The organism is Streptomyces niveus, assembly GCF_001723055.1.
Lineage (GTDB): Bacteria > Actinomycetota > Actinomycetes > Streptomycetales > Streptomycetaceae > Streptomyces > Streptomyces niveus.
This window is the reverse complement of sequence record NZ_MDCR01000342.1, coordinates 1-11,927: the sequence shown is the minus strand read 5'-3', so window position 1 is coordinate 11,927 and position 11,927 is coordinate 1. Positions and strand designations below refer to the sequence as shown.

At 71.2% G+C, this 11,927-nt stretch carries 10 protein-coding genes; 6 read left to right on the top strand and 4 right to left on the bottom strand.

The features are described 5' to 3' along the window. The first annotated feature begins 94 nt into the window (after positions 1 to 94). Positions 95 to 736: a nucleoside/nucleotide kinase family protein gene (locus BHU15_RS31575; RefSeq protein ID WP_069630258.1), complete on the top strand. Its 642-nt coding sequence runs from the start codon at positions 95 to 97 to the stop codon at positions 734 to 736. Positions 737 to 753: 17 nt separating this feature from the next. On the opposite strand, the gene BHU15_RS31570 is transcribed toward BHU15_RS31575, so the two are convergent. The 4 genes from BHU15_RS31570 to BHU15_RS31555 all read right to left on the bottom strand — a co-directional run bounded on the left by BHU15_RS31570 (position 754) and on the right by BHU15_RS31555 (position 4,155). Continuing rightward, positions 754 to 1,674, bottom strand: coding sequence for a carbohydrate kinase family protein (locus BHU15_RS31570; protein WP_069630257.1), 921 nt, complete (start codon positions 1,672 to 1,674; stop codon positions 754 to 756). Then, positions 1,671 to 2,579 (bottom strand): pseudouridine-5'-phosphate glycosidase, encoded by a 909-nt coding sequence (locus tag BHU15_RS31565; RefSeq protein ID WP_069630256.1) that lies wholly within the window; start codon positions 2,577 to 2,579, stop codon positions 1,671 to 1,673. The genes BHU15_RS31570 and BHU15_RS31565 overlap by 4 nt, the downstream gene beginning before the upstream one ends. 66 nt (positions 2,580 to 2,645) lie before the next feature. Beyond that, positions 2,646 to 3,188, bottom strand: a complete 543-nt coding sequence (locus BHU15_RS31560) for a methylated-DNA--[protein]-cysteine S-methyltransferase (RefSeq protein ID WP_069630255.1) — start codon at positions 3,186 to 3,188, stop codon at positions 2,646 to 2,648. A gap of 58 nt (positions 3,189 to 3,246) precedes the next feature. After that, positions 3,247 to 4,155, bottom strand: coding sequence for a glycerophosphodiester phosphodiesterase (locus BHU15_RS31555; protein WP_069630254.1), 909 nt, complete (start codon positions 4,153 to 4,155; stop codon positions 3,247 to 3,249). A gap of 235 nt (positions 4,156 to 4,390) precedes the next feature. On the opposite strand from BHU15_RS31555, the gene BHU15_RS31550 reads away from it, so the two are divergent. The 5 genes from BHU15_RS31550 (at position 4,391) to BHU15_RS31530 (ending at position 11,816) form a co-directional block, all read left to right on the top strand. Continuing rightward, on the top strand, positions 4,391 to 5,320 hold the full coding sequence (locus BHU15_RS31550) for an MHYT domain-containing protein (protein ID WP_069630253.1): 930 nt from the start codon (positions 4,391 to 4,393) through the stop codon (positions 5,318 to 5,320). An 88-nt stretch (positions 5,321 to 5,408) separates the two neighbouring features. Next, positions 5,409 to 7,526 carry an excinuclease ABC subunit UvrB gene (gene uvrB, locus BHU15_RS31545; RefSeq protein ID WP_069630252.1) on the top strand — a complete coding sequence of 706 codons (2,118 nt, stop codon included), beginning with the start codon at positions 5,409 to 5,411 and terminating at the stop codon, positions 7,524 to 7,526. A 181-nt stretch (positions 7,527 to 7,707) separates the two neighbouring features. After that, entirely contained in the window at positions 7,708 to 8,274 is a 567-nt protein-coding gene (locus BHU15_RS31540; RefSeq protein WP_031231966.1) for a TerD family protein, read from the top strand. Between the two features lie 227 nt (positions 8,275 to 8,501). Further along, positions 8,502 to 10,526 carry a TerD family protein gene (locus BHU15_RS31535; protein WP_069630251.1) on the top strand — a complete coding sequence of 675 codons (2,025 nt, stop codon included), beginning with the start codon at positions 8,502 to 8,504 and terminating at the stop codon, positions 10,524 to 10,526. 264 nt (positions 10,527 to 10,790) lie between these two features. Next, positions 10,791 to 11,816 (top strand): TerC family protein, encoded by a 1,026-nt coding sequence (locus tag BHU15_RS31530; RefSeq protein ID WP_069630250.1) that lies wholly within the window; start codon positions 10,791 to 10,793, stop codon positions 11,814 to 11,816. Positions 11,817 to 11,927 lie beyond the last annotated feature (111 nt).

Sequence of the window (11,927 nt, the reverse complement as noted above, 5' to 3'; positions counted from 1 at the left end):
GCGCTCACGGCCCCGGGGCCGGTTCGTCCTGAATCGATGGGAAACGGCGTGAGGGGCGCGGCGAGGGGCGCGCGGGGGAGGGCACGATGGCACCGTGAGACTCGAAGCGATCACCTGGGAGCGGCTGACCGACGCCCTGGCGGCGCGTGTCCTGGACGCCGGGGCCGGCGACGGCAGTCCCTGGCTGCGGGTCGCCGTGGACGGCGCCCCGGCGGCGCGCCCCGGCGTACCGGCCGAGGCGCTCGCCGGCGCGCTGCGGCTGCGGGGCCGCTCGGTGCTGGTCGTCGGGACCGGCGGCTTCCTGCGGCCCGCGTCGCTCCGGTACGAGTACGGGCGGCACGACCCCGACGCGTACTACGACGGCTGGTTCGACACCGGGGCGCTGTGGCGCGAGGTGTTCGGGCCGGTGGAACCGGGCGGCACCGGCCGGGTCCTGCCCGACCTCTGGGATCCGGCGACCGACCGCGCGACGCGCAGCCCGCGCGTCGAACTCCCGCCGGGCGGCGTGCTGTTGGTGCACGGGCCGCTGCTGCTCGGCCACTGGTTCCCGTTCGACCTGACGGTGCATCTGCGGCTGTCGCCGGCCGCGCTCCGCCGTCGCACCGCCGAGGACGAGCAGTGGACGCTGCCCGCCTTCGAGCGGTACGAGAGCGAGGTCGGCCCGGCCGACGCCGCCGATGTCCTCGTACGCGCGGACGATCCGCGGCACCCCGCCTGGGCGCCCCGGCAGAGCTGAACAGCGAGTGCGGGCGGTTACGGCAGCGGCGGCCTGCCGCCGGGCCGTGCGACCGACAGGGCGCCGGCGCGACAGCCCGCAGCCGCCGCCGTCACCGGGTCGGAACCCGCCAGCAGGGCCGCGAGAAAGGCCCCGTTGAACGCGTCGCCCGCCCCGGTGGAGTCGACCGCCCGCGCGCGGGCGGCCGGGACGCGCGCCGTCACGGCGCCGTCCGCCGCCACCAGCGCGCCGTCCGGTCCCAGCGTCACCACGACGAGCGGGAACCGGCGGCTCAGCTCGGCCGCCGCCTTCCCGGCGTCCGGGACGCCGGTGAGCAGCCGGGCCTCGTCCGTGTTCGGCAGCAGTACATGGACACCGTCGGCCGCGGCCAGGAACACCTCGGCGCCGAGGCTCGCGATGAAGCCCGCCGACGCGGGGTCCACGCTCACCGGGATGCCACGCGCCCGCGCCGACTCCACGGCGGCGCGCGCCACTTGACGGCTCGTGGCGGCGAAGAAGAGATAGCCGGAGATGTGCAGCCGGCCGACGCCGTCCAGCAGCGAGTCCGACCAGTCGGCGGCGCACAGCCGCAGGACGGCCCCGCTGTCGGTGAGGAAGGTGCGTTCGGCGAAGGCGTCGACCAGCGAGACGACGGTGGCGGTCGCCGCTTCGTCGTCCACCACCAGCAGCGGCCAGACACCCGCAGCCCGCAGCCGCTCCTCGTGCCACCCGGCGGCGTCCGCGCCGACCCGGCCGAGCAGCCGGACGTCCGCGCAGCCCGTGGCCACCGCCCAGCACGCCGCGTTCGCGCCGGCGCCGCCCGGCAGGGTGCGGATCTCGGCGGCGGTGTCGGTGCCGTGCGTGAGCGGCGTACGGTGCCGGGCCACCACGTCGGTGACGACGTCCCCGACGATCAGCAGCGCGCCCGCGTCGCCGCCGGCGGGGCGCCCACCGCTCACCGCGCCGCCGCGATCAGCGCGGCCAGTCGTACGTTGCCGCGTACGGCGGCCAGATTCGCCTCCAGGGAGGCGCCGCCGGTCCGCCGCATCAACTCGCCCAGCAGGAACGGCGTCACCGCCTGCCCGCCGATACCCCGCTCCCGGCACTCCGACAGCGCCTCGGCGAGCACCCGGTCGTGCAGCTCCGGATCGAGCTGCCGCTCCTCCGGCACGGGATTGGCGACGATCAGCGCGGCCGGCGGTCCGCCGAGCGTGTCCTGGGCGGCCATCACCTCGGCGACCTCCCGCGGGGTGCGCACCGTCCAGTCGACGGGCTCCCCGGACGACGTCAGATAGAAGCCGGGGAAGTGCTCCGTGCCGTACCCGAGGATCCCGACGCCCAGGGTCTCCAGGCGCTGCAACGTCGCCGGTACGTCGAGGATCGACTTCACGCCCGCGCACACCACCGTGATCCGGGTTCCGGCGAGCAGCCGCAGATCAGCCGACTCGTCCTGGGCCCGGACCCAGTCGCGGTGGACACCACCCAGGCCGCCGGTCGCGAAGACCCGGATCCCGGCGCGGGCGGCGAGGAACGCCGTCGCGGACACCGTCGTCGCGCCGCTGGCTCCGGTGGCCAGGGCGGGCGCCAGATCGCGGTGGCCCAGCTTCCGGACGGACGGATCTCCCGCGACCCGCTCCAACTGGTCCTTGTCCAGGCCCACATGGGCCCGGCCGTCGAGCACGGCGACGGTGGCGGGGACGGCGCCGCCGGACCGTACGAGCGCTTCCAGTTCCTCGGCGACGGCCAGATTGCGCGGTCGCGGCAGACCGTGCGCGATGATCGTCGACTCCAGCGCGACGACGGGCCGGTGCGCGTCGAGCGCGTCGCGCACCTCGGGGGACAGCAGCAGTGTCGTGTCAGGCATGTCCCATCCCTGGCACGGGACAGGGGCCCGCAAACGTCGGCCGCCGGCCGGAGGCGGCGCCTGGCGTCAGAACAGCGGCGTGGGCAGTACGCCCTCCAGCGCCAGCAACTGGCGCTTGGTCTCCAGGCCGCCCCCGAAGCCGCCCAGTCCGCCGCCGCTCTCCACCACCCGGTGGCACGGCACCACGATCGGCAGCGGGTTGGACCCCATCGCGGCGCCGACGGCCTGGGCGGCGCCCGGACTGCCCACCCGGTCGGCCAGCTCGCCGTAGCCGACGACCGTGCCGTACGGAACGCCGGTCGCCAGCTCGCGGAGCACCTGGCGGTTGAAGCCGCCCGACAGCGACCAGTCCAGCGGCAGCTCGAACTCCCGCAGAGTGCCGTCGAAGAAGGCCGCCAGCTGACGTATCGGCTCGGCGAGCCGGCCCGTCGGATCCTCGACGGGCTCGGCGCCGAACCGCCCCCTCAGCTGACGGAGTGTGGCCTCCCGGCGCCCGCTCGTGGCGTGGAAGACAACTGTCACAAGTCCTTCACGGGTGGCGGCCAGCAGCAGCGGACCGATGTCGCTTCCGACGACGGCCCACCGCACCGACTGCGTGTCGCTGTTCATGCCCACCACGCTACGACCCGGGTCTGACAACGGGCCCCGGCCCGCGGTGGGGGGCCCGTCAGCCGACCGCGTCCCGCACCACGTCCGGGTTGTTGGTGATGATGCCGTCCACGCCGAACGCGTCCACGCGCAGCGCGCCCGCGGCGTCGTTGACCGTCCAGGTGCTGACCGTCAGCCGCTTGCCGTGCGCGCCCTTCAGCCGGTGCACGGCGGCCACGTACTCGGCGGTCAGCGAGGAGTGGTTCGGGTTGATCTGGTCGGTGAACTTCGCGTACGAGGGCAGGTCGGCCACCGCCGGTGTACCGAGGAACCCGGTGATCACGTCGGGCCGCCGCTCGTGCACGGCCTTCACGCTGTCCGCGCCGAAACTCTGGATGACGAGCTTGTTCCGCACGTGCGAGCGGTCCAGCCAGCCCTCCGCGCGGAGCACACGCAGGATGTCCTTCTCGATGCCCGGGTACAGCTCGGGTGCCTTGATCTCCAGAAGAAGCTTCTGGCGGTTGTCCTCGACGGTGTCCAGATACTGCTTCAGGGTCGGCACGCGCGCGCCCGCGAACCCGGCGCCGAACCAGCTGCCCGCGTCCAGCCGCGCGATCTCCGCCGCGGTGAAGTCCTTCACATTCCACGGAGCGCGGTCGGGGAAGACCTGCTCGACGTCGGTGGTCCGCTTGAGGTCCGTGTCGTGCAGGACGACCAGCTCGCCGTCCTTCGTACGCTGGACGTCGTTCTCGACCCAGTCGATGCCCAGCTCCTCGGCCTTGTCGACGGCGGCGAGGGTGTTCTCCGGCGCGTACGCGGAGGCGCCCCGATGCGCGATGACCAGCGGATCGGCGCCGTGACGCGCGGACGCGGGGGACGTCTCGGGGGCCGTGGTCCGGGGCGCGGCGGCCGACGTGGTCCCCGGCAGAACCAGCGCGGCGGCTCCCAGCAGCGCGACGGTCGCGGTCACAGAGGTGCGTGCGTACACGTGGACTCCTTGCGTCGATCGATCACAGACGGGCCGAGAGTGACAGTCGGCGGCCAACACGCGACAGGCGAAGGTTGGCCACAACGTGAACGGAATGCGCCCGAGACGGCCCCGGAGACCATCTCCATGTCGACAAAAGGGGGACCTGATGTTTGCACGCCGAGCCGCTGGTCATACCCTCGCCCCCGGACCGGCGCTTCGGCAGACGGCTCATCAGGAGCGAAGGGCGTACCGCATGCAGGGCACCACCGACGGATTCAGTTACGGCCTGATCACCCCCGTGGCGGCCTTCCTCATGGCCTGCCTCGGCGGCGCGCTGGGCCTGCGCTGCGCCATCAGATCCCTGCACACGGCCGAACGCGGACGCAAGGCCGGCTGGCTCGCGCTCGCCGCCATCGCGATCGGCTCGGGCGTCTGGACGATGCACTTCATCGCGATGATGGGCTTCGCCGTCGCCGAGACGCCCCTCACCTACGACCCGGCCACCACCTTCGCCAGCCTCGCCCTGTCCATCGTCATGGTCGGCCTCGGCATCTTCGTCGTGGGATACCGCGGCACGACCACGATTGCCCTGGTCACCGGCGGCACCGTCACCGGCCTCGGCATAGCGAGCATGCACTACCTGGGCATGGCCGGAATTCGACTCCAGGGCGGCATCGAGTACGACACGCTGACCGTCATCGGTTCCGTCGTGATCGCCGTCGTGGCGGCCACCACGGCACTGTGGGCCGCCGCGTCCGTCCACAGTCTGCTCATGAGCCTGGCCGCCAGCCTGGCCATGGGGGTCGCCGTCACCGGCATGCACTACACCGGCATGGCCGCCGTCCACGTCCATCTGCGGCTGGCCGACGGATCCGCCGACCAGGCCGACGCGGGCGAACCCGCTGCCACGCTGCTCGGGCCCATGCTGGTGGGCCCCGGCGTCTTCCTGCTGCTCGCGGCCGTCGTGGTGATCTTCGACCCGCTGATGGTCATGGGCGGCCAGGAGAGCGGCACCCCGGTGCCCCCGGGCCGGGCCGGCCGGGGACGCCGCGAGCGCGCCCTGCCCGGCGTACCGGCCCAGCGGGTCCGGCCGGAGCCCACGTACGGCGAGAGCGCCGAGGAGACGGTGTCCAGACGGTCCGGGGCCGCCGGCGGCGGGTCGCGGGGCGTCCACGACTGGTGACCCGGCGGGCGGCCCCGCGGGCGCTCCCGCTGGCCGTTCCGCGGGCGATCCACCCTCGACTGTCAGTGGGTGGTCGTACGGTGGATACATGCGGCCAGTTTCCAAGATCGAACGTACTTTGGCGCCTTTTGAGGTCATCAGCTCCTACCAGCCCAGCGGCGACCAGCCGACGGCGATCGCGGACCTGGAGCGCCGCATCCGCGCAGGTGAGCAGGATGTCGTCCTGCTCGGTGCGACGGGCACCGGCAAGTCGGCCACCACGGCCTGGATGATCGAGAAGCTTCAGCGCCCCACCCTGGTGATGGCTCCGAACAAGACCCTCGCCGCCCAGCTGGCGAACGAGTTCCGCGAGCTGCTGCCCAACAACGCCGTCGAGTACTTCGTCTCGTACTACGACTACTACCAGCCCGAGGCGTACGTCCCCCAGTCGGACACCTACATCGAGAAGGACTCCTCGATCAACGACGAGGTCGAGCGGCTGCGCCATTCGGCGACGAATTCGCTGCTCACCCGCCGTGACGTGGTCGTGGTCGCGTCCGTCTCCTGCATCTACGGCCTCGGTACGCCCCAGGAATACGTGGACCGGATGGTGCCGCTGAAGGTCGGCGAGGAGTACGACCGCGACCAGCTGCTGCGCCGTTTCGTCGACATCCAGTACACGCGCAACGACATGGCGTTCACCCGCGGCACCTTCCGGGTCCGCGGCGACACCATCGAGATCTTCCCGGTCTACGAGGAACTGGCCGTCCGCATCGAGATGTTCGGTGACGAGATCGAGGCCCTCTCCACGCTCCACCCGCTCACCGGCGAGATCATCAGCGAGGACCGGGAGCTGTACGTCTTCCCGGCCAGCCACTACGTGGCGGGACCCGAGCGCATGGAGAAGGCCGTCAACGGCATCGAGCGCGAGCTGGAGGAGCGCCTCGCCGAGCTGGACAAGCAGGGCAAGCTCCTGGAGTCCCAGCGGCTGCGCATGCGTACCACGTACGACATCGAGATGATGCGCCAGATCGGCTCCTGCTCGGGTATCGAGAACTACTCGATGCACTTCGACGACCGCTCGCCCGGCACCGCGCCCAACACCCTCCTCGACTACTTCCCCGAGGACTTCCTGCTGGTCATCGACGAGTCGCACGTCACCGTGCCGCAGATCGGCGCGATGTACGAGGGCGACGCGTCCCGCAAGCGCACCCTGGTGGACCACGGCTTCCGGCTGCCGTCCGCGCTGGACAACCGCCCGCTGAAGTGGGAGGAGTTCCAGGAGCGCGTCGGCCAGACCGTCTATCTGTCGGCCACCCCCGGCAAGTACGAACTCTCCCGCGGCGACGGGTACGTGGAGCAGATCATCCGCCCCACCGGGCTCGTCGACCCGGAGGTCGTCGTCAAGCCCACCGAGGGCCAGATCGACGACCTGGTGCACGAGATCCGCCTGCGCACCGAGAAGGACGAGCGCGTCCTGGTCACCACCCTCACCAAGAAGATGGCCGAGGACCTGACCGACTACTTCCTCGAACTGGGCGTCCAGGTCCGCTATCTGCACAGCGACGTCGACACGCTGCGCCGTATCGAGCTGCTGCGCGAACTGCGCGCGGGGGAGTACGACGTCCTCGTCGGCATCAACCTCCTGCGTGAGGGCCTCGACCTTCCCGAGGTCTCGCTCGTGGCGATCCTCGACGCCGACAAGCAGGGCTTCCTGCGGTCGGGGACGTCGCTGATCCAGACGATCGGCCGCGCGGCGCGCAACGTCTCGGGGCAGGTCCATATGTACGCGGACAAGATCACCCCGGCGATGGAGCAGGCCATCGACGAGACCAACCGCCGCCGTGAGAAGCAGATCGCGTACAACACCGAGCGCGGACTCGACCCGCAGCCGCTGCGCAAGAAGATCAACGACATCGTCGCGACCATCGCGCGCGAGGAGGTCGACACCGAGCAACTCCTCGGTACGGGCTACCGCCAGGGCAAGGAGGGCAAGCAGACGAAGGCCCCCGTGCCGGCGCTCTCCCGGTCGGGTCCGTCGGGCAAGCAGGGCGCGGTGGTCACCGACCGGCCCGCGGCCGAACTGGCCGGAATCATCGAGGAGATGACCGAACGCATGCGCGCGGCGGCGGCTGATCTCCAGTTCGAGGTGGCCGCGCGGCTGCGTGACGAGGTGAGTGAACTGAAGAAGGAGCTGCGGCAGATGAGGGAAGTGGGGCTGGCCTGACGCCACCGCGTCCGGTGTGTTGCAAGACCGACACAAAAACGGCCGAAGTCTCCTGCGCTGTCAGTGCGACTGCGTAGGGTACGGGACAACCGCACACATGGACGGTTGCGGGGGAACTTCCGAGAGGGGACAGCGCGTGGTCGACGTATCCAAGGGCAGTGCCGGCGGCCCTGGGGTCAACCTGACCAAGGGGCAGGCCATCAGCCTGGAGAAGAGGGGCGGCGGCACCCTGACCGCGGTGCGCATGGGGCTCGGCTGGCAGGCCGCCCCGCGTCGTGGCCTGTTCGGGTCACGCACCCGCGAGATCGACCTGGACGCCTCGGCGGTGCTCTTCGCCGACAAGCAGCCGGTCGACGTGGTCTTCTTCCGTCACCTCGTCAGCGACGACGGCTCGGTGCGGCACACCGGTGACAATCTCGTCGGCGGCGCCGGACAGGGCGGCGACGACGAGGCGATCCTCGTCGACCTGCAGCGGGTCCCGGTGCACATCGACCAGATCGTCTTCACGGTGAACTCGTTCACCGGCCAGACGTTCCAGGAGGTGCAGAACGCCTTCTGCCGCATCGTCGACGAGACCAACGGCGACGAGCTCGCCCGCTACACCCTCGACGGCGGCGGTCAGTACACCGCGCAGATCATGGCCAAGGTGCACCGCGCCGGCGCCGGCTGGCAGATGACCGCCCTGGGCAACCCGGCCAACGGCCGGACGTTCCAGGACCTGATGCCGGCGATCCTGCCGCACCTGTAGGCACGGCTCCCGCAAGCGCAGCGCAGCTCCCGGAGGCAAGGCCGCCGGGAGCTGCACCTCTTGCGGGGGGCTTGTCGACAGACAGTCTCACCGGGCACCGGTATCGAGATACCGGGCAGCACCGGGCATCACCGGCCGAACGTCTCCCACCGAGCGGTTCGGACACGGCACCACAGAACGACATCACCATGGGGCACCGAAGCGTGACCGACGAGGGGACAGAGGCGATGACGGCCGAGCTGGTCCGGGGGCAGAACCATCCCTTGCCACACAGCCGACTGGAGATCCGGGTGACGGCCGGAGCACCGGTCCTGGCGTGTGCCACCCTCGGCGACGACCGGGGCACGGTCCTCGGCGTCGAGTGGATCGCCCATCCCGGTTCACCCACGCTGCCCGGCATCGAGGTGTCCCGGCAGGCCGCCGCCGGGCTGCGCTTCCACGTCGACCTGGAGGCCGTACCGGACCGCGCGCATCTGGTGCACGTCCTGCTCGCGCTCCCCGAAGGGGTCGGCGGACCGTCCAGGTTCGGCACCACGGCAGCCCCGTTCGCCGCCGTCACCGCCACCGACGGCACCGAGATCGCCAGCTTCACCATCACCGGTCTTGAGGCGGAGTCCGCCGTCGTCGCCCTGGAGCTCTACCGCCGGCAGGGCGCCTGGAAGGTCCGCGCCGTCGGCCAGGGGTACGCGGGCGGGCTCGCCGAGCTGTTCGGCGACCAGGGACTGCCGGGGGCCCGGGAGTTCGCCGCCGGGATCCAGGAGGCGGTGGCCCGGCACATGGCCAGCGCGATCCAGGCACCGCGGAACAGCGCGGCGGACGGCGCGCGCGTCCGCTCCGACCGGTCCGCCACGGCCACCCAGCCCGGTCAGACCGCGGGAGGCGCGGGAGGAGCCGCGGGCGCGGGTACGACCTCCGGGGCCGGGGCGACCCCGCACCAGCTGCCCGGCACCCCCGGCCAGCAGCCGGCCGGCCCGGCGGACGGCCAGGGGCAGCAGCCCGCGGCCGCCTCCCACGGAGGCAGCGCCGGCGGACGGGTCAACTACACGCACCCGCGCCGGCAGACCACGGCCCCGCCCACCCCGCCGCCCGCCGCACCGGCGGCGCAGCCCGGCCAGGCGCCCCGCCCGGTCGCGGGCGACGCGACCGGCTGGTCCATGGAGGAGCGCCTGTACAACCAGGTGTGGGGCATGTTCGAGGACCTGGCCCGCGCCACCGCCGCGTACCGCAGCGCCGTCGACTTCGCCGAGTCCCGGATGGACCAGGAGCTGGACCGGGTCCTGTCCGACCCGCGCAGCCGGATCGGCGGCACCGGCGACGTGGCCCGCGAGGCCGCCCGCGCCAAGCGCGACCAGCTCACCGACCAGGCGCGTGAGGCCCTCGACCGGGACCTCGGCCAGCTCGCCGCCGAGTCCGAGGTCGTCGAGCCCGCGCTGCCGCCCTCGTACGCCCGCTGGGACAACCCCGTCTGGCACGCCTACCGCGTCCCGATGGACAACCCGATGGCGCTGCGCCTCGGCGATCTCCACCTGCCCGAGCGCACCGACCTGCGGATCCCCATGCTGGTCAGGCTCCCCCTGGAGCGCGGCCTGTGGATCGACAGCGGCCGGTCAGGCTCCGAGGCCGCCCTGATGCTGGACGAGGGGCAGCTGCGCAGGCTCGCCATGGACAACGCGGTCGGTCATGCCGCACGTCTCCTCGCGGCCTACCCGCCGGGCGAGTTCACCGTCCATGTGATCGACGCCGCGGGCTCGGCCGCCCTGTCCCTCGCCCCGCTGGTCGCCGCGGGCGTGCTGAACCAGCCGCCGGCGAGCGGCGCCGCGGGCGTCTCCGCCGTGCTCGCGAAGCTCACCCAGCGGGTGGACCTCGTGCAGATGGCCATCAGGGGCCGCGCCGCCGACTCGCTGCCGCCGGATCTCGACACCGGTGAGCAGCTGCTCATCGTGAACGACTTCCCGCACGGGTTCGACGACCGCGCGGTCACCCAGCTGCGCTATCTCGCCGACGAGGGTCCGGCCGTCGGGGTCCATCTGATGATGGTCGCCGACCGCGAGGACGCCAGCGCGTACGGCCCTGTGCTCGACCCGCTCTGGCGCTCGCTGCTGCGGATCACACCGGTCGCCGACGACCACCTCGCCGACCCGTGGGTCGGGCACGCGTGGACGTTCGAACCGCTGACGATGCCGCCGGGCAGCCAGATACTGCGGCAGGTGCTCGACCAGGTCGCCGAGGCGCGGCGCGCCTGGCGCCGCTGATCCGCCGCCGGTCCGCCGCTGGTGGGCCACAGCCCGTCTGACCTGCACCTTGGCGACTGCTTTGCTAGCGACTTTACCTTCTCTTGGTGTTTCCTGTACTCTCCATTGAACGGAGGGGAGTACTCCCGCACCGCGACGTACCCGTCAATACGGACCGCCATCGGTCCCGGGGCGTCGGCCCGCCGGCGCAGATGAGACGCTCGGGTGGAAGAGACCTCCGGCAGCGACGACGCTGATCAGTAGCCGTACGACGCCGGAGGCGCAGTGGACGTTTCATGGACTTTGTGGGCCCTGACCATTCTTGGTCTGTGTGCCCTGATCGCGGTCGACTTCCTCATCGGGCGAAAGCCCCATGACGTGTCGATCAAGGAAGCCGGTATCTGGACGATCGTCTGGATCGTTCTCGCCGTACTGTTCGGCATCGGTCTGCTGGTGTTCGGCAACAGTCAGGCATCGGGCGAGTTCTTCGCCGGATTCATCACCGAGAAGTCGCTCAGTGTCGACAATCTCTTCGTCTTCATCCTGATCATGGCGAAGTTCTCGGTGCCCTCACACCTCCAGCAGCGGGTGCTGCTCGTCGGTGTGCTCATCGCCCTCGTCCTGCGTGCCATCTTCATCGCCGCCGGCGCGGCGATCATCGGCACCTTCTCCTGGGTCTTCTACATCTTCGGCGCCTTCCTGATCTACACCGCCTGGAAGCTCATCCAGGAGGCGCGGGCCGGTGAGGAAGAGGAGGAGATCGAGGACAACCGCCTGCTGAAGTCGGTCCAGAACCGCTTCGGTGTCGCCGACAGGTACCACGGCACGAAGCTCTTCATCGAGAAGAACGGCAAGCGCATCCTGACCCCGCTGATGGTGGTCATGATCGCCATCGGCACCACCGATGTGCTCTTCGCGCTGGACTCGATCCCGGCGATCTTCGGTCTGACCCAGGACCCGTACATCGTCTTCACCGCCAACGCCTTCGCGCTGATGGGTCTGCGGCAGCTGTACTTCCTGATCGGCGGCCTGCTCAAGAAGCTGGTCCACCTCAGTTACGGCCTGTCGGTGATCCTCGGCTTCATCGGCGTCAAGCTGGTGTTGCACGCCCTGCACGAGAACGGGGTCCATGTCCCCGAGATCTCCATCTCGTTCTCGCTCGCCGTCATCTGCGGTGTGCTGGTGATCACCACGATCACCAGCCTGATCGCCTCCAAGAAGCAGTCGGAGCGTGAGGCGGCCGAGGGCAAGGGCGACCAGGACAAGGTCGACGGCAAGGACAGCGAGGGCAAGGCCGACATCGAGGCCTGACCCCGCGACGTACGCGACACGTCGTACGAGACACCCGGACCGGGGCGAGCGGCTGCCAGCCGCTCGCCCCGGTCCCGTCCGTTCCCGGTGCGGACCGGCTCAGGGCTCAGT

Coding starts and splice junctions, on each gene's coding strand:
- BHU15_RS31560 (WP_069630255.1), bottom strand. CDS start 3,188: ATGAACAGCGACACGCAGTCGGTGCGGTGGGCCGTCGTCGGAAGCGAC.
- BHU15_RS31550 (WP_069630253.1), top strand. CDS start 4,391: ATGCAGGGCACCACCGACGGATTCAGTTACGGCCTGATCACCCCCGTG.
- uvrB (WP_069630252.1), top strand. CDS start 5,409: ATGCGGCCAGTTTCCAAGATCGAACGTACTTTGGCGCCTTTTGAGGTC.
- BHU15_RS31565 (WP_069630256.1), bottom strand. CDS start 2,579: ATGCCTGACACGACACTGCTGCTGTCCCCCGAGGTGCGCGACGCGCTC.
- BHU15_RS31535 (WP_069630251.1), top strand. CDS start 8,502: ATGACGGCCGAGCTGGTCCGGGGGCAGAACCATCCCTTGCCACACAGC.